Origin of the sequence: Brenneria tiliae, assembly GCF_023347575.1 — a bacterium.
GTDB lineage: Bacteria > Pseudomonadota > Gammaproteobacteria > Enterobacterales > Enterobacteriaceae > Brenneria > Brenneria corticis.
Genome location: NZ_JAKPCB010000095.1, coordinates 95,802 through 114,057 on the forward strand (window position 1 = coordinate 95,802; position 18,256 = coordinate 114,057).

16 protein-coding genes are annotated in these 18,256 nt (G+C 59.7%); 10 read left to right on the plus strand and 6 right to left on the minus strand.

Going from position 1 to position 18,256, the window contains the following annotated elements:
- Positions 1-4: 4 nt before the first annotated feature.
- Entirely contained in the window at positions 5-2,392 is a 2,388-nt protein-coding gene (locus MFP24_RS09090) for a TonB-dependent siderophore receptor (RefSeq protein WP_249230107.1), read from the minus strand.
- A 449-nt stretch (positions 2,393-2,841) separates the two neighbouring features.
- Here MFP24_RS09090 and MFP24_RS09095 point away from each other — a divergent pair, with 449 nt between their 5' ends.
- From MFP24_RS09095 to trxA, 8 genes are all read left to right on the plus strand, one after another.
- Complete coding sequence (locus MFP24_RS09095) at positions 2,842-3,360, plus strand: sigma-70 family RNA polymerase sigma factor (protein WP_249230106.1); 519 nt, start codon at positions 2,842-2,844, stop codon at positions 3,358-3,360.
- Positions 3,361-3,372: 12 nt separating this feature from the next.
- Positions 3,373-4,338 carry a FecR family protein gene (locus MFP24_RS09100; RefSeq protein WP_249230105.1) on the plus strand — a complete coding sequence of 322 codons (966 nt, stop codon included), beginning with the start codon at positions 3,373-3,375 and terminating at the stop codon, positions 4,336-4,338.
- Positions 4,339-4,466: 128 nt separating this feature from the next.
- A complete protein-coding gene (locus MFP24_RS09105; RefSeq protein ID WP_249230104.1) occupies positions 4,467-5,324 on the plus strand; it encodes an energy transducer TonB in 858 nt (285 codons plus the stop codon).
- 87 nt (positions 5,325-5,411) lie between these two features.
- Entirely contained in the window at positions 5,412-6,152 is a 741-nt protein-coding gene (locus MFP24_RS09110; RefSeq protein WP_249230103.1) for a MotA/TolQ/ExbB proton channel family protein, read from the plus strand.
- Between the two features lie 13 nt (positions 6,153-6,165).
- Positions 6,166-6,588, plus strand: a complete 423-nt coding sequence (locus MFP24_RS09115; RefSeq protein ID WP_249230102.1) for an ExbD/TolR family protein — start codon at positions 6,166-6,168, stop codon at positions 6,586-6,588.
- A gap of 626 nt (positions 6,589-7,214) precedes the next feature.
- Entirely contained in the window at positions 7,215-8,582 is a 1,368-nt protein-coding gene (locus MFP24_RS09120; RefSeq protein ID WP_249230101.1) for a TldD/PmbA family protein, read from the plus strand.
- Positions 8,583-8,614: 32 nt separating this feature from the next.
- Positions 8,615-10,060 (plus strand): metalloprotease TldD, encoded by a 1,446-nt coding sequence (tldD, locus tag MFP24_RS09125; protein WP_249230100.1) that lies wholly within the window; start codon positions 8,615-8,617, stop codon positions 10,058-10,060.
- Positions 10,061-10,112: 52 nt separating this feature from the next.
- Positions 10,113-11,378, plus strand: coding sequence for a thioredoxin (gene trxA / locus MFP24_RS09130; RefSeq protein ID WP_249230099.1), 1,266 nt, complete (start codon positions 10,113-10,115; stop codon positions 11,376-11,378).
- A 1-nt stretch (position 11,379) separates the two neighbouring features.
- Here trxA and MFP24_RS09135 read toward each other — a convergent pair whose 3' ends face one another.
- The 5 genes from MFP24_RS09135 to dapA form a co-directional block, all read right to left on the minus strand.
- Positions 11,380-13,455 carry a tRNA(Met) cytidine acetyltransferase TmcA gene (locus tag MFP24_RS09135; protein WP_249230098.1) on the minus strand — a complete coding sequence of 692 codons (2,076 nt, stop codon included), beginning with the start codon at positions 13,453-13,455 and terminating at the stop codon, positions 11,380-11,382.
- Between the two features lie 11 nt (positions 13,456-13,466).
- On the minus strand, positions 13,467-13,919 hold the full coding sequence (locus tag MFP24_RS09140) for a DUF441 domain-containing protein (protein ID WP_136165327.1): 453 nt from the start codon (positions 13,917-13,919) through the stop codon (positions 13,467-13,469).
- A gap of 169 nt (positions 13,920-14,088) precedes the next feature.
- Positions 14,089-14,802: a phosphoribosylaminoimidazolesuccinocarboxamide synthase gene (gene purC, locus MFP24_RS09145; protein WP_249230097.1), complete on the minus strand. Its 714-nt coding sequence runs from the start codon at positions 14,800-14,802 to the stop codon at positions 14,089-14,091.
- 101 nt (positions 14,803-14,903) lie between these two features.
- Entirely contained in the window at positions 14,904-15,941 is a 1,038-nt protein-coding gene (bamC, locus tag MFP24_RS09150; RefSeq protein WP_249230096.1) for an outer membrane protein assembly factor BamC, read from the minus strand.
- Positions 15,942-15,957: 16 nt separating this feature from the next.
- Positions 15,958-16,836 (minus strand): 4-hydroxy-tetrahydrodipicolinate synthase, encoded by an 879-nt coding sequence (gene dapA / locus MFP24_RS09155; protein WP_136165324.1) that lies wholly within the window; start codon positions 16,834-16,836, stop codon positions 15,958-15,960.
- Between the two features lie 331 nt (positions 16,837-17,167).
- Here dapA and MFP24_RS09160 point away from each other — a divergent pair, with 331 nt between their 5' ends.
- Together MFP24_RS09160 and bcp are read left to right on the plus strand one after the other, a co-directional pair.
- Positions 17,168-17,761, plus strand: a complete 594-nt coding sequence (locus tag MFP24_RS09160) for a glycine cleavage system transcriptional repressor (RefSeq protein ID WP_249230095.1) — start codon at positions 17,168-17,170, stop codon at positions 17,759-17,761.
- Entirely contained in the window at positions 17,739-18,206 is a 468-nt protein-coding gene (gene bcp, locus MFP24_RS09165; RefSeq protein ID WP_249230094.1) for a thioredoxin-dependent thiol peroxidase, read from the plus strand. Before MFP24_RS09160 ends, bcp begins: the two co-directional genes overlap by 23 nt.
- Positions 18,207-18,256: the final 50 nt, after the last annotated feature.

Below are 18,256 nucleotides of genomic sequence, written 5' to 3' on the forward strand. Positions count from 1 at the left end.
GCGATCAGAACGAGTAGGTGCCGGTCAGGCGCCAGGTCCGTCCCTCCTTCACCCCAACATAGCTATCGGTGGAGGTGGAGTAATAGAGATCGCGATCGAAGACGTTATCCACCCCGAGCCGCAGCGACCAGTCGGGCTGGCGATAAAATACCGCCACGTCGGTCTGCGCCTGACTGCCGATGGTGAAGTAGTTGCTTCTGGTGCCGTTCCTGGAGGTTTTCGAGGTGCCGCTGATGCCGACGGATGCCCCCGCCCCTTGCAGCAGGCCGTTCTGGATCTCATAGGAGGTCCACAGATTGCCGGTGTGGCGCGGCGTATCGTTGAAGGTATTCCAGAAGCTGCTGTCCGGCGTTTTCTTTTCCGAATAGGTGTAGCTGGCGCTCAGCTCCCAGCCCGGCAGCAGGACGCCGTTCAGGTCGATATCGAACCCCTTGCTTTGACGCCCCTCGGCCCCGACCGCAATCCCGTTGTTGAAAACAACCACGTTATTCTGGCGGATGTCGAACAGCGCGGTGGTCAGCGTCAGGTTATCGTCCAGCAGGTTTACCTTTAGCCCGATCTCCTTCGACTTGCCGGTGGCCGGCGGCAGAACTTCCCCGGTCTGACGGTTAACCTGCGCGTTGCCGCTGAAGCTGTTGAGATAGTTGGCGTACACCGTCACATCCGGCGTGATATCGAAGCTGACGCCGTAGTTGGGGATCCATTTGTCGGTGGTGTAGCTAACCACGCCGCTGGTGGTCAGGTAGGTGTTATTCCAGCTGGAACGTTTTAAGGAGACCTGAACGTGCAGCCGATCCCATAAATCGATCGAGTCCTGCAACAGTATCCCGCTCTGAATCATCTTGCTGCGGCTGGTCCGCGAGTCCGGTTCGCCGATGCCGTCGTACACCAGCGACCCCGGATCGAAGACGTTGCCGTTGCTTAACAGGATAAACCGGCCGTCATAGCTGTTATAGCGCTCATACTGATAGTCGTGTCCAATCAACAGCGTCTGCTTCACCGGACCGGTTTCGATCACGCCGCGGAAGTCGTTTTGCAGGTTCCAGGACTGGTCGGTGTACTTATTGGCCAGAGGATGGCTGAGTTTGTCGCCGTTGGACTCGATGATCAGCGTTTCATTCATTTTCGCCTGGCCGGAGGTGCTCTGGAAATTGGCCTTGCTGTTAAAGGTCCAGCTACCGACCAGATCCTGCTGCAAGTCGTAATAGGCGTTGGTGGTTTTGATCCTGAAGTGGTCGTCCTTATCGCCCAGACGATATACCGGTAGTTTCTGCACCCTTCCGTTGCTGTAGAAGGTGCCGGCCGGGCCGGAGATTCTCTCCTTATTGACTTCGGCGCCGATAAGAATGCGCGTCGACTCCCCTTTCCACGCCAGCGCCGGCGCCAGATAGTCGCCATGACTGCCGTTAAAGTCCGGGAAAGCGGAATTGGATTTCATGGTGGACGCATTAAGGCGATAGCTAAAGGCTTTATCGTCGGTGAGCGCGCCCCCCAGATCGATAGCCGTCTTGAACTCCCCGTAGCGCGCCGCCTCCACTTTCACCCGGCGCAGCGGCTCGGTAACCGGCTTCTTGCGCACCAGGTTGATGGTCCCGGCGGGCGAACTGCTGCCCGACAGTACGGACTGGGGCCCCTTCAGCACCTCGATACGCTCGACGCCTTCAATGGACGTGCCTTGCCCCACCCCCGCGTTGCCGGAGCCGGCCACCCCGTCGGTCAGGCCGGAGGTCACACCGTAGCCGCGCATCCAGTAGGTCAGCGTTCCGCGGTTGTTGCGAATCGCATTAACGCCGGCGGAGTTTTTCAACGCATCCTCCAGCGAGGCGGCCTGGCGGTCATTGATCAGCTTGCTGCTGATCACCTGCACCGACTGCGCCGTCTGCTGCAACGGCGTATTAACGCGCAGCGCGGAAGAAGAGTCGCCGGGATTAAGGACCAATTCATCTTCGCCGGCGCCGGTTACGGTAATGGCCGGCAAGGTTTTATCATTGGCCCGGGCCGCCGCAACGCTGTTGCCCTGCGACGAAACAATGGTCAGCGTGCCGTTATCCGTCGAGGTCAATAACAGCGGGCTGCCCTGCAACAGGCGTAATATCGCCTGGCGCGTGGTATAGCGGCCGTTCAGCGCAGGAGCCTGATAATTCGTCACCAACGCCGGATTAAAAGAGATGGTCTGATTGCTTTGATTGGCGACGGCCAACAGCCCTTTTTGTAAATCCCCCGCCGGGATGGAAAACGTGATGGCTTGGTCCGCGGCCTGCGCCGTTATGGGAATCGCCGCGGTACTTAATATCAATGCGGTGGCGGCATTAAGGGTAAACAGTCTGGTGAAGAATAAGCGTTTCTTAAAGCCCAGCCCCGATGTATTGAAATAGTTTTGCTGCTTGCTCATGTTAATCCTCGTCAATTGTTACAGTTGCTAGCTACCGCATGTTTTTTTTGGTCTTCATCTGTTTTGTGCAATGACGGAAGAAAAGCGACAATAAAAATAAAGTTTTTTTGGCATAAGATATTATTCCCTGATTATTTATTTGATTCTCAATATTTTTATTTTCATATTGCGGTAAACCCTGATCGTTATCGCCCCGATTTTCGTCAGCGGCGCGGTAACTAATAACAAGATGAACAGTGTATTTTTCTTTATCGTTCGATTATCAAAATAACAATTACAAATAAACATATAAGAAAATCGTCGTTTAACTCACCGTCGTTTTGCCTTACAAAAAGCGGACAGAATCTTTGCATTCCTTACGAATGTCGGATTCTTTGTTTTGTGCTCTTGGGTTATCCCGGCTCAAACAGAATTGCTTTTGGTTATGGTTCACGCGCTTGAGGATGCCCATGTTCACTGAGGCTGGTAAAAAACCTGATTTACTTTCGTTGATTTTTCGCAGCGATTATCGTTGGCTTACCGACCGGCTCCGCCGTCGTATCGCCTATGGCTGCGAAGCGGAAGACGTTGCCTCGGAGGCGTTTTTAAGGCTGGCTTCGCTGCCCGATCTGGCCAGCGTGCAAGAGCCGCGCGCCATGCTGACCACCCTGGCCAAACGCGTGCTGTATGAAAACTGGCGCAAGCGCGATCTGGAAAAAGCCTATTTCGCCGCCCTGGCCAATAAGCCGGAGCTTCACCATCCCTCCCCGGAAGAACAGCAGCTGCTGATGGAGGCGCTGCTCACCATCGACCAGGCGCTGGAAGGGTTGTCCATCAAGGCAAGACAGGCCTTTCTCTATAGCCAGTTGGACGGCATGACTTACGCCGACATTGCCGAAAAACTGGGGGTTTCCGTCAGCATGGTGAGAAAATATATCGCCAAAGCGTTGACCAACTGCTATCTGGCGACGCAGGACGACGGGAATTAAGCGATGAGCATCATGGCCAGACAACATATCAATGACCCGATCGCCCGGCAGGCGATCGAATGGATGGTGGTGCTGCGCTCGGGTGAAGCCACTCAGAGCGACTATGACGACTACCAGCGCTGGCGGCGGGAAAATGCGCGGCATGAGCACGCCTGCCGGCGTATCGAACAGACGCTGGGACAGTTCCAGCCGTTGCTCCAGGCGCTTCCCAATGAACCGATCCGCCAGGCGTTGCTGGCGCCCTCCGGCCGCCGCAAAGTGCTGCAATACGGCCTGGGGATGGTCTCCATCGTCACCCTGAGCAGCCTGCTGTTAAACCAGCACTATCCGCTGTCGCCGCTCTTGTCCGATGCGAAAACCGCCACCGCGCAGCGGAAAGTCATTCCGCTGAACGACGGCAGCACGCTGACCCTGAACGCCCGCACCGCCGTGGATATCAATGTGCGCCCCGAAGCAGCGGTGCGGCGGATTGCGCTGCACAGCGGCGGCGTGCTGGCCAATATCGCTCAGGATCCCCAACGCCCGTTTATGATTTCCACCGCCATGGGCGACATCGTGGCGTTGCAGGCCAACGTCAACGTGCGCTATGAGGACGGCGGCGTACACGTCGGGGTGCTGGACAATATCGCCAAGATCACCAACCGGCTCGGCCAAAGCGTACGGATTAACGCCGGCCACGGCGTCTGGTTCGATAACACCACGCTCTATAACACCGCCATCACCCCGCAAGCGGAAACCGCCTGGCTGCAAGGCCGGCTGGAAGTTCGCGATCGTTCGCTGGCTTCCGTCGTCCGTTCACTACGCGACTACACGCCCGGCGTGATCCGCCTGGACCCCGCCGTCGCCGATTTGCGCGTCAGCGGAAACTTCCCGCTGGACGATATCAACTACACGCTGGACTCACTGGCGCAAACCATGCCTATCGCCATCGTGCACACCACCGATTACTGGATACATATCCGGGCCGCCAGCCTGTGACGGTAGGGCGGAGAAAAAATTCACCGCCGCTGGTGACGCTTTTTCCGTTTCGCCGCACATAACTGTTAGAGGGCATAGCGTTCTCGCTTAATCGATAACCGACAGAGCAGCAACAGCAGGGGTAGTAGGTGCAACAGGCATTATTGAAACAGCGCGTCGGGGCCGGTCACCCCTCATGGCAGTACGACAAGCCCGCGCCGCGCCACGGCATAAAGACGCCGCTTCGGGGAGAAGGCAGAAAAACCGTCATCAGTTTCCTGGCGGTGGTATTGCTGCATACGGCGGCGGTGGCGTTGCTTATCACCCGGACCACGGAATATACGCCGCTTAATCTGGTTAATCCCGCGGAAAGCGTCACCATTCAGGCCACCATGGTTGAAGAACCTGAGCCGGAACCGGTGGCTGAAATAGAACCCGAACCGCCGGTGCTGACCTCAGATCAGGGCGAACGCGAGATTGCGCCCATCGTGGAAAAACAGCCGACGCCGCCCGAACCCTTGCCGCCGCCGGTTAAGCGCGAAGTAAAAGCGCCGCCCAAACCGCAGGTTAAACCGCGACCGGTACAGCCGAAAACCGTTACGCCACCGCAGCCGGTCGCCCGTATAGAGCGTCCGTCGGCGCCGGCCTCGGCCTCACCGGCGACCGCCACCGAGCTGACGCCCGGCAATAGCAGAGGCGATATGATGCAGAACAATCCGGGGGCGATACCCAAAAATGTCGCCTCGGTGGGATGCGCCGTACCGCAGCCGGAATACCCGCGCCGCGCCCGGCGGCTGCAACAGGAAGGAGAAGTGCTGATTCGTCTGGTGATCGGTCCGGATGGCCGTTTATTAAAACATGAAATCGCCCGCGGCAGCGGATATGAGGCGCTGGATCAGGCGGCGATGTCCGCGGTGGCGCAGGCGCGCTGTACCCCGTACCGTGAAAACGGCCAGGCGATTAGCGTGATGACGCTGCAGCCGGTGAATTTCAAGCTATCGCGTTAACAGTCAACAGACTGACGCGCGTCGGCGGCAAAACGTTCGCCCTCCGTCCGACGGCGTCTGAACAGGGTTATTGATAAGAGGTAACACATGAACACGTTAGATATTTACCATTTTTGGCAACAGGGCGATGCGGTAACCCATTCCGTGGCCATTATCCTGCTGGCGATGTCCCTGCTTTCCTGGACCGTTATGCTTTTGAAGGCGCTGCAATTACTGGCGCTGAACAAAAGCGTGAATTACAGCAGACACGCTTTCTGGCAGGCGTCGACGCTGCAGGAGAGCCTGGTACCGTTCGGCCGCGCCGGCTTTAACCCGTTTCGCGACCTGGTTATCGAGGGGCACGCCCTGCTGAAGCACCCGCACAAGTTCTCTTCGACGCTCGGCGGCCACGTCGATCTCAGCGACTGGCTGGTCCGGGGATTGAGCAATACGCGAGATACCAACGCCGAGAAATTGCAGTCAGGATTGGGTACGCTGGCGTCCATCGGCAGCACGGCGCCGTTTATCGGCCTGCTGGGGACGGTATGGGGCATCTTCCATGCGCTGCAAACCATCAGTTCCATCGGCCAGCCCGACCTGGCGCAGGTGGCGGGCCCGGTGGGCGAAGCGCTGATCATGACCGCCTTCGGCCTGTTTGTCGCCATCCCCGCCGTATTGGGATTTAACGCCATCAACCGCCGCAACCGCGTGGTGCTGCACGCCATGAATCGGTTCGCCCACGATCTCCACGCCTATTTGCTTACCGGCGCCCGCGTCGACACGGCGAGCGCCGACGCCCATACGCCGGACGGTCAGGATCGCCCGGTCGCGGTTGAACGCTCCGCCTGACGAGGAAATTGCCATGAGTATGTCATCTCCGTTTGAAAATCAGGACGACGCGCTGCTCAACGACATCAATATGACGCCGTTTATCGACGTGATGCTGGTGCTGCTGATTGTGTTTATGATCACCCTGCCGGTGATCAATCACGCGGTAAAAGTGGAATTGCCGCGGGCCAACGTTGAGAAAATCAAGAAAGATCCGCAGGCGGTGGATATCGCGATTACCGCCAGCGGGCAGATCAACTGGAATAAGGAAGCCGTGGACGACGCCCAGCTCGCCGAGCGGCTGGACAGCGCCGCCGCGCAGGAAATCCGTCCCAATATCCGGCTGTCCGCCGACCAGGCGGTGGAGTACGGACGGGTGGCCTACGTGATGACCAGCGCCCAGCAGCGCGGCCTGAGCAAAATTGATTTTGTGCTGCAGCCGGTTAAAAATCCCTGAGGCTGCAACCCCACCCCAACCCTCCCCTTCGCAGGGGAGGGAGTTTAGATCCTCCCCCTGACAAGGGCTGTCTCTTAGTCACATATATACTGTTAACGGTATATGTGAGTTCAGCGCTATTTCGTGCGCTAGAAGGCCGTCATTTCTCTGCTATATCGCAGCACGCGCCCGACGCAGGGTGGTTCAAGCGCCACCACCCTCCGGACCCGGGCTGTGGCTGAAATCACGTCGCTGACGCGATGCCTTCGGCGGTCGCCCCCTTTCCCGAACCGCCAGTGACGCGTTCCCGACGCGGCACTGGCTTGCGCCGCTTCCCTGCGGCGCATTCGCGGGGGCGTCCACCTCAGCGTGATTTCTTACGCCGACGAAAAGCAAAAAACAAAGAACCAAGAATGAACCCAAGACCAGAATACACATGGCCTCTAGAGGTTCCTTGGATTTGTGTATAAGAGACAGTGACAAGGGGGAGGCCGGGAGGGGGTCGTTTCCCCCGCGAAAACCTCCCCCTTTTAGCTCTCCGTGCTTTCTTCCACCCCGCCGGCAAAGAAAACCCCATCCGCGGGTGACACTTTATCCGCCGGATTGCACATACCCGTTAGAACCCTGTCTTATGCGGATATCGAACGATGTTTTCTCTTCACCCAACGCCCGCGGCTGATCTACCTCAGAGCGACGCGCTGCAATCAGTGGCCGAGCAGGTTCTGACGCTGGCCTGCGCCAAAGGCGCGACGCAAACCGCGGTCAACGTCTCCCAGGGCAACCGCCGCACTATCAAGGTCAGAAACGGCGATATCGACACCCTGACGCAAAATCACGGCCGGCATCTGTCGGTCACGGTCTATTTCGGTCAGCGGTCAGGCTCCGTCTCGTCTACCCAGTTCAGCCCGGATGCGCTGCGGGAAGCGGTGGAGTCCGCCTGTACGCTGGCAAAATATGGCGATGAAGATCCCTACGGCGGACTGCCGGACCAACACCGGCTGGCGACCGATATCCGCGATCTCGAGCTGTATGACGCCTCAGCGCTAAGCGTCGAACAGGCGCTGGCACTGGCGCTGCGGGCCGAGCAGGCGGCCAATGAAGCCGATCCCGGAGGCTGTCACAGCGAAAGCGCGGCGATCGCGTCGTATCAGGGGCGGTTTATTCTGGCTAACTCCAGCGGATTCTGTGCGGGCTATCCCTCCTCCAGCCATACGCTGTGGAGCCAGGCGCTGGCGCGCAACGCCGGCCAGCGGCAACGGGGCCACTGGAGCCTGACCCGGCGCGCCCTCGTCCAACTGGACCAGCCGGAAACCATCGGCCGTATCGCCGCCGAGCGGGCGCTGGCGCAGTTGGGGGCGCAAAAACTCGCCACCCGGCGCTGCCCGGTGCTGTTTGAAGCGCCGGCGGCGCACAGTCTGATTCATCATCTGGTTAACGCGCTGAGCGGCGGCTCGCTGTACCGCTCCGCCTCCTTTTTGGGACTGTGCGCGGGGGAAAGCATTATCGCCCCCCATCTGAGCCTGTATGAAGACCCGTTTATTCCCGGCGCGCCGGCCAGCGCCCGTTTCGACGCGGAAGGCGTGGCGGCCTCGGCGCGCCATGTGATTGAGGACGGGGTGGCGCAGGGCTACTTTCTCTCCAGCTATAGCGCGCGTCGGCTGGGGCTGGACACCACCGGCAACGCCGGCGGCGCCTGCAACCTCACCGTCGCCAGCAGCCTGAGCCGTCCCGACGATATCCTGCCCGGCCTGCTGCGCAACATGCATAACGGGCTGCTGGTCACCGCGCTGCTGGGACAGGGCCTGAATCCGATGACCGGCGACTACTCGCAGGGGGTGTCCGGCTTCTGGGTGGAAAACGGCGAAATTCAGTACCCGGTGGAGGAGATAACCATCGCCGGCAACCTGAAAACCATGCTGCGGCAGTGCGTTGCGCTGGGCGCCGATGCGCATACCCAGGGCTACCTGACGTGCGGATCGCTGCTGATTGCAGACATGCAGATCGCCGGCCGGTAACGCCGCCTCTTTACAGTAACAGGATAATCAGAATGGTAACGCACGCTACGGATGCTTCGCTTTCTCCCGCGCTGAGCGAGTTTTCACTGGAGACAACCGCCCTCAGCCGCGCCTTGAGCCATATTATGCAGCGCCGGGTGGACTACGCCGACCTCTATTTCCAGAGCCGCCTGCAGGAGAGCTGGCAATTGGAAAACGGCATTGTCCGTCCGACCGGCTTCAGCCGCGATCGCGGCGTGGGCGTTCGCGCCGTCAGCGGCGAAAAAACCGCTTTCTCCTATAGCAATGACATTTCCGCCGGCGCCTTATTGCAGGCGGCCGATACGGTCAGGGACATTACCCGACAGGGGCAACACGCCAGCGTTGCGCTGCCCGCGGCGCTGCCGCACGGCGCCGCGCCGCTTTATCCGGCGGATAATCCGCTGACCTCCCTCTCCGAAAAGCAAAAGCACCAATTGCTGACCTCAATCGATCGTCAGGCCAGAGCCCGCGATCCGCGCGTAACGCAGGTCTCCGCCTATCTTAACGCCGCGTACGAAACCGTGATCGTCGCCCGTCACGACGGCAAACTGGCCGCCGATGCGCGTCCGCTGGTCAATCTGTTTATCAGCGTGATGGTGGAACAGCAAGGCCGCAGAGAAACCGGCTCCAGCGGCGGGGGCAGACGCCTCGACTACCGTTTCTTCGACGACGAAAGCGTGGCGCTGTGGGTGCGTCAGGCCGTCGATCAGGCGCTGAATAATCTGGACGCCGTTCCCGCTCCCGCCGGAACCTACAGCGTGGTGCTGGGGGCCGGATCTCCCGGCATCCTGCTGCATGAAGCCATCGGGCACGGACTGGAAGGGGATTTCAACCGTAAAGGCAGCTCGGCATTTTCCAACCTGCTGGGAGAACGCGTTGCGGCCAAAGGCATTACCGTGGTGGATGACGGCACGCTGGCCGCACGCCGCGGCTCGCTCCATATGGATGACGAAGGCACCCCCACCCAGGCCACCACGCTAATTGAAAACGGCCTGCTGCGCGGCTACCTGCAGGACAGCCTGAACGCCCGGCTGATGAACGCCGCACTGACGGGCAACGCCCGCCGGGCTTCCTACGCCTCGCTGCCGCTGCCGCGCATGACCAACACCTATATGCTGGCGGGGCAGTATCCCGCCGACGAGATTATCGCCTCGGTAAAAAACGGGCTGTATGCCGCCGGCTTTGGCGGCGGACAGGTCGATATCAGCAGCGGCAAGTATGTGTTTGCAACCACCGAAGCCTATCTGATTGAAAATGGGAAAATTACCCGCCCGGTCAAGGGGGCGACGCTGATCGGCCACGGGCCGGAGGCGCTGCTGCACGTTTCGATGGTCGGCGATAATCTGGCGTTGGACGAGGGCAATATCACCTGCAGCAAGGAAGGCCAGACCCTGCCGGTCAGCGTCGGCCAGCCGACGCTGCGCATCGACAATATGACGGTGGGCGGCTCGCAATAATGCCCGCGCCGCGTCAGCGCTTTTAGCTCCCTTTTTCTGTTATGGAGATACCATGTCCGACGTCATTATCACCGCCAGCGACGCCTCGCTGGATAGCTTGCTCAATAATAGCGACACGCCGATATTGCTCGATCTGTGGGCGCCCTGGTGCCAGCCCTGCAAAGCGCTGTCGCCGCTGCTGGAAACGCTGGCTGAAAACGCCGACCAGCAGTTGACCGTGGCGAAACTGGACGTCGAACAATACCCGGCGGTGATGCGGCGTTTTAGCGTGCGCAGCATCCCCACCCTGCTGCTGTTCCGCAACGGAGAGGAAATCTCGCGGCAAATCGGCATGAAAACCCTGGCTCAACTGCGGGGCTGGCTGGCGTCATACCAGATCGCCCTGGAGCAGCATGCGCCGCTGCCCGCCAACGCTTCCCGGCGCTGGGGATCATTCTATGGCGACCCGTCGCTGCACGAATTCCTGTTTCAGCGCCTGAGGCGCCATGCCGCGGACGGCCGCATCGAAAAGGCATTCTCCCCCTACTGGCAGGATAATAAAGGCACGACCTCGGCGGCGCTGGCGCACAGCGCGCAGATTGAAGTCTTCGAACGGGTTACCGGCCTGCCCGCCGCCGTCGCCTGTCTGCTGGAAAATTTACCCGCCGCCACGCCGACGCAGGTGGATGCGCTGGCGAACGCCCTGCTTCCCGGCAAGGACGTCGGAGACGTGCCGTTACGGTGGCTGCACATGTGGCTGGGCGACAGGTTTTATCCGTGGACGGAGTGGCTGGCGGAACCGGCGCTGGACGGTTTGCGCCGTCAGTGGCTGGAGCACGCCGGCCGGCATCTTGCCGGCGCGCCGGTAGAGGAAACCGCCTGGGCGGCGCTGCATCAGCAGGCGACGGCACTGCTGCAAAGCGCCGACGACGGTCAGGAACTGGAAAAATATATCGCCGCCCTGATCGCCCTGCTCTCGCCGCCGCCGGATGCCGCCGACGCCCAAAGCTGGCGCGCCATTAGCATACAGCTCAACTTTGCGCTGGCGCAGCTGGTGCAAATTCAGGCGGGCTGGAGCCATGCGGAGCGGGCAATCCCCGCGCAACGCAACGCATGGTTCAAAGCACAGGAAGCCGCCGCCGCAGGAAACCAGCTGACGGATCAGCAACTCGTCGAGTTACGCGCCCGGTGGCTGGAGGAGAATCCGCAATTTTCCGCCAAAGAAGATGAGTTCTATCGCCGCTACCCGTCACATATGGCGACGCTCAGGGCGCCGCTGGAGGAGCAATGGTGGTCGCTGCTCCATAACGCGCCGCGCTTTCGCGCCCCGCTGGAGTGAATCACGCCGATGTGGGGAATTCAATGCCATCGCCCGCCTGCGCCCAGTTGCGCCAATGCAGGCAGGCGAGCGGATCCTGGTTATGCAATGCCGCCGCCGTCTCCTCGCGCCACCGTTGCAGCAGCGCCTTTTTCCCCGCCAGGCCGAGAGTTTTCACCGCCGATGCCGGATCGAGCGCTTGTTCCACCAGCAAACGCAATGCCGGCAGCGCCAGGGATGAACGGGAAACCAGCCGGGACAGCGCGGCGAAACTGGCCTCCATCGGCCGGCTGGCGAACGCAAACCCCGCCAGCGCGCGCCAGTCTTCCTGGTCCAGTTCGTTATCGTCGTTCAGCGCTACAGGCAAAGCCAGCGGAATAAGACGGCGTAGCCAGAACCAATCCCGCGCCAGTTGCCGGGTCGCCTGCTCGACCAGTAAACGGCCTGCGGCACTCAGGGGCAATAACGCCATGGCGCTGTAACAGCCGCTGCTGGCCTCAAGATGGCTGCCGATTCGCGCCAGTTGAAAACCGCATGAACGCCAGAAGGCCCACAGATCCGGCTGGTAGCCGAAACTGACCGACAGATAATCCAATCCCTGAGACTGCGCCTCGCCCTGCTGATAGTCGACCAACGCCCGGCCGATGCCCCCGCGCCGGCGAGCGGCGGCGACGGCGATACGGCTGACTCGGCGCGAACGCAGCGTCGGCGCGCTCCATTGCCCGCCGTGCGCGGCCAGCGATTGCGCCACCAGATTGCCGCGCGGACGGCGCCGCCCGGCCCAGACCTGATGCGCCAGTTCACGGGACAAGCCCCCTTCATCCACCATCCACAGCACGCCGCACGGCTCGCCGGAGATATCGGCGCTGTAGATGTGCATGCCGGGCGCATCCAGCAGACGACGCAAATCAAGGGGCGAGGTGCGGTAGTGCGCGCTGCATAACAACGCATAGCATTGCTGTAAACGCTGCGGCCGCCGCAGCCAGTCGGCGGCGCTTTCTTCACGCGGCTCGGGGGCGGCGCCTGCCGGCGCCGACTGGCCCTCGTTCGCTATCAGGACGGGTTCCGCAAACAGCAGCGCATTATCCAACAGGCGTTCCAGCGGATCGTCGTCGGCCCAGCGCAGCGGTTCACCTAGGGTAAAAACCCGGCAGTGCGGCAGCGAGGCGCAAAACTTGAGCAGGAAACCGCGTCCGGTGCCTTCATATCCCTGCACGGTGGTGGTCATCAAAATACGCGGGAAATAGGGCAGCAGCGCCGTCAGCACCGAAGAGGGGATCGCCGCCGCTTCATCGATCAATAACCAATCAACCGCGGGGCGCGGATTGAGGCGGCAATGCTCCAGCAGCGCATCGGGCGCCCAGAAGCGGGTATCGTCGCGGGCATGCCGTTGCAGGACGTCGGTGGCCGAGCGGGAAGGCGCGGTAGCCCAGCACGCTCCCGCGCGGCCTCGGGCCAACATGCCGGCCAGCGCCGACTTGCCCCGGCCGCGCGGCGCTATGACCACATAGACGCCCGGCGACGCCGCGCCGAGCTGCTGCAAGATATGCCGCTGCTGCGCCGTCGGTTCGCCGTCGGCGGGCTGTCGCTCAGGCCGCGAATGCAGCGGGCGGATTGCCGGCGTCTCACCCTGACGCCAGACGACGACTTCATCATCCGCCAGTAAATGCCGCTGAAGATGGCGAACAAAATGGGGCGTGGGGATCGGCTGGAGAAGCTCACTCCAGCGCAGGCTGTCTTCATCCGGCTGATTCACCCACGACTGCCATTCCGGCGCCAGCAGGATCAGCCAGCTGCCGGCGCGCAGCGTGCCCGCCAGCATCGCCCAGGCTTCCACGTCCAGCCCCTGGCGGGCATCAAATATCGCATGGGTGAACTCCCGCCCGAGCAAAGTTCGCACCTTAGCGGCGGCTAACGACGTCACGCCCGGCGGCGCATGCGCACCGATCCACAGCCAGTCGCCCTCCAGTTGACGGCGCAGCGTCAACGCCTGGATTTCACACCAGTCAGGTTCCCCGCTCAGCACCATCAGGCGCCGCACGCGGCTGTGCCGCTGTCGGCGCTGGCCGTTGACGAAAGCGGAGAAGAGGCCGGTCATGACAAAGACGATCAGGTTTTGCCGATCAGTAAAGAGAGGATGCCGGCGGCAATCAACGGCCCGACAGGCACGCCGCGGAACAGCGCTACCCCCAGAACCGTACCGACCAGCAGCCCGGCGACCACCGAAGGCTGGCTGCTCATCAGGGAAACTCCTCGCCCCCCCAGCCAGGACACGACGACGCCGATGACAATCGCCAGCAGCGATTTCCAGCTCAGAAAAGAGTTAATGACGTCCGCCGCGGTAATTTTCCCGCTGGCGATCGGCGTCATCACGCCAATAGTGAGAATGACAATCCCAATCGTCAGACCGTACTTTTCTATCCACGGGAAATAATTATTCAGCGGGGTAATGCGAACGGCCAATAAAATCAGAATAGCCAGCGTAACGGTCATGTTGTGACTGATAATACCCAGTCCGGCCAGAACCAGCAGGATCAACAGCGTGGGATCAAAATAGGCCATGAAAAATCCTTGCCCGCATAACAGAAAAAAATGATGAGTGAGCGGCTTGCGCCAAGGCGGGCAATAATAGCACTAATAAATCGTCGGCGCAGGATGAAAGGCCAAGGGTTCAGCAAGGTTGTCAGACCTGACCGGCATCCGACAACCCGGAACGGAAACGATTGCGCAGCTAGTCCAATTTTACGCCGATACGGTGGGCGACTTCTTCATAGGCTTCAATCAGGCCGCCGAGGCTCTGGCGGAAACGGTCTTTGTCCATTTTGTTCAGCGTGGCCTTATCCCACAGGCGGCTGCCGTCCGGAGAGAACTCATCGCCCAGCACCACGTCGCCTTTAAACAAGCCGAACTCCAGTTTGAAATCCACCAGAATCAGACCGGCGTCGCCGAACAGTTTGCTCAGCACCTCATTCGCCTGGTAGCTCAGTTCTTTCATGCGCGCCAGGTTCTCTTCGCTCACCCAGCCAAAGGTCTTGCAGTAAGACTCGTTCACCATGGGGTCGTGAAGGGCGTCGTTTTTCAGAAACAGGTCAAACAGCGGCGGGTTCAGTTCGATACCCTCTTCTACGCCCAGACGTTTTACCAGCGACCCGGCGGCGCGGTTACGCACCACGCACTCCACCGGCACCATATCCAGCTTTTTCACCAGCACTTCGGTATCGGAAAGCAGGCTCACCATTTGCGTCGGGATCCCGGCTTGTTCCAGTTTGCTCATAATGAAATGATTGAACTTGTTGTTCACCATCCCTTTGCGATCAAACTGCTCAATGCGAGCGCCATCCCCTGCTGACGTATCATTGCGAAACTCCAGCACCAGCAGGTCGGGATCTTCGGTGGTGTAGACGGTTTTCGCCTTCCCACGATACAACTCAGCTAGCTTTTGCATCTTTAATTACTCCACACAGTGAGGGCCAGGCGCACCGGGCCCGAGAATTTAACGCCTAGATTGTTTAATGAAGAAGGGCCGGATAATCCGACCCTTGCGAGTTACTTACTGAATGCCGCCTGGAATACCGCCACCAGCGCATCGTTTTGCGACTGACTCAGCGTATGTCCTTTGGAGTCGATAAATTGCAAACTGCTGCGGTTACCGAGATCGCCGACCTGCAATTTGTAATCGCCGTTGGGCAGTTCAGGATCTTTCGCCCCTAACGCCTCCCAGGCGCTGCTGCCCGGCGCACGGTAGGTGACGGAAACCGAACCCTGAGGACGGCTGCGATCGCTAACCTTCATCCCTATGCTGTCCAGGGCCGCCGGCAAACGATCCCATACCAGGGTATAAGGCCCGCGCACCACCAGCAGCGGCAGGCCGGTATCGTCCGCTCCGCTCTGCACGTCCAGCGAACCGCTGGTTCGCTGCGCCAGCGCGTTTTCACGCGCGGTGGCCTGGCTGTCCAAGGACTCGCTGATGGTATTCAGCATCAAGCCCGCGTAGCGTTGGATTTGCGCCGGCTCGGCGACCGGATTGTTCTGCTGCTGCAATGCCAGCAGTTTAACCACCAGCGCTATCTGATACCCTTGCTGCTGAACGGTTATCTGATAGCGGCCCTGATATTGCAGATCTTCATCCTGGCGCGTCCAGGTGATCCAGTCCGTGGTCAGCGTCTGCTGAGCGTCCTGGCGGCTGGCGATGGTGAAATTTTTATCCTGTAGAATACGCACCACCTGGGACCAAAGCTGGCTGTTTTGCGCGCTGTTTTCCAATAACAGCGTCGCCGTCTCCCCCGAGATCTGGGTGCGCGAACCACTCAGCAAAGCCAACGGCTGCACCGGCGGACGAATGTCCAGTTCTTTGCCTACCGCGCCATTCTGCGTTACCGGCGGGATATCATATTCTCCGTTCTGCAACGGTAAAATCATACCGGCCGGCGTGTTCAGCGCTTTTTGCGTCGGCGTCTGCAGATAGGATTCATCGCCGCTAACCTGCCGCTTATAGCGCTGGTCGCTGGAACAAGCCGCCAACAGCATCACTAAAGATACGCCGACAACTTTCGCCACCATCGACTTTTGCAGTGAATCAGTCATTCAATCTCCCTAACGGTTACAGCAAACCCGCATGCTTCAATGCGCGCGCCACCGCCGTGCGACCTGAATCGGTCAGCGGCGTCATGGGCAGGCGAAGCGTATCGGTCGCCACAAGTCCCAACTCCTTACAGGCCCACTTCACCGGAATCGGATTGGGTTCAATAAATAATTTCTGATGCAACGGCATCAGGCGCTGATTTAAACGGCGCGCTTCAACAAAGTTGCCCTGCGCCGCCAGCCGGCAAAGCTCCGCCATTTCACGCGCGGCCACGTTCGCCGTCACGGAAATCACCCCTTTGCCGCCGAGCTGCATAAAGTCCAGCCCGATATCGTCATTGCCGCTCAGCAGGATGAAGTCTTCACTAACCAGCTCTTGGATCTGACTTACCCGGCTTAAGTTCCCCGTCGCCTCTTTAATCGCGACAATATTTTTAATTTCGGACAGCCGCGCCACGGTTTCCGGCAGCAGATCGCAACCGGTGCGCGAGGGAACGTTATACAGGATTTGCGGCAGGTCGGTATGCTCGGCGATGGCTTTGAAGTGCTGATACAGCCCTTCCTGCGTCGGCCGATTGTAGTACGGCGTAACCGACAGGCAGCCGGCGACCCCGGTGCCGTGAAAGCGTTTGGTCAGAGAAACGGCTTCCGCGGTGGCGTTGGCGCCGGTTCCGGCGATCACCGGGATGCGGCCGTCGCTCAGCTCCAGGGTGCTCATCACCACGTCGCCGTGTTCCTCATGGCTCAGCGTGGCGGACTCCCCGGTCGTTCCAACAGAGACAATCGCCGATGTGCCGCTGGCGACATGATAATCAATCAGTTTTTTCAGGCTGGCGCGGTCGACGGCGCCTTTGGCGTCCATCGGCGTAACCAGCGCAACAATACTTCCCGTAAACATTGGCCGTCCCCTCCACAAACAAGTGCCTCATGGTACTTTTGAGTTCTATGCAAAAGCAAGCGCGCAACGGCATTGTAGGCGTCCGGCACAGGTTTTTTTATGATACCGCCAGCAGCATTAACAACGCTTCTGAGTTTTTTACGGCGGGCTGTCCCTGCACGCCACCCTGCGGGCCGCCGCAAGCGGCGTTAAAAATTGCTCCCGGCTTTTTTATGGCGGGCTGTCCCTGCACGCCACCCTGCGGGCCGCCGCAAGCGGCGTTAAAAATTGCTCCCGGCAATTTTTTATGGTTACCATGTGAATATCCGGAAAACGCACAGGAAGCATCATTTTGCCGAGTCCACAAGAACACTATCTGGTTATCACCGCCGTGGGGGCCGACCGCTCAGGCATTGTTAACGCCATCACCCGCCACGTCAGCAGTTGCGGCTGTAATATCGAAGATAGCCGTCTTGCCATGCTGGGCGAAGAATTTACCTTTATCATGTTGCTTTCCGGAAGCTGGAACGCCATTGCGCAGATTGAATCCACCCTACCGCTGAAGGGGGCGGAGATGGATTTGCTGATCGTGATGAAACGAACGGAATCGCAGGCGCGGCCGCCCATGCCGTCCACCGTTTGGGTCAAAGTGGATGTGGCGGATTCGCCGCACATCATCGAGCGCTTTACCGATCTGTTTGACTCCCATCAGATGAACATTGCCGAACTGGTCTCGAAGACCCGGCCCGCCGAGGGAGGGCAACCGCCGCAGCTGTATATTCAAATCACCGCGCACAGTCCCGCCGCGTTGGATGGTTCAGTTATTGAGCCAGCCTTTTATCAGCTATGTACAGAACTGCGCGCACAAGGCAGTATTAGCGTCGTGAACTATCCACAGCATGAAGAAAAGACGGAGAGTAGTGATGAATACACTGAAAGCCGGTGATATCGCGCCGAAATTTAGCTTGCCCGACCAGGACGGCGAGCAGATAAATTTAACCGACTTCCAGGGACAGAAGGTGTTGGTCTATTTCTACCCCAAAGCCATGACGCCAGGGTGTACCGTTCAGGCCTGCGGTCTGCGCGATAACATGGACGATCTGAAACAATATGGCGTTGAGGTTCTGGGGATCAGCACCGACAAACCGGAGAAACTGTCCCGCTTCGTCGAAAAAGAGTTATTGAATTTCACCCTGCTGTCCGACGAAGATCATCAGGTTTCGCAAGCCTTCGGCGTCTGGGGCGAAAAAACCTTTATGGGCAAAACCTATGACGGCATTCACCGCATCAGCTTCCTGCTTGATGAAAACGGCAAGGTGGAAAAGGTCTTTGACGATTTCAAAACCAGCAACCACCATGACATCGTGCTGGACTACCTGAAAACCGCCTGAACGCTCCCGTTCCGGCGATATACCGGCGCCTTGCATAAGGCGCCGGTTCT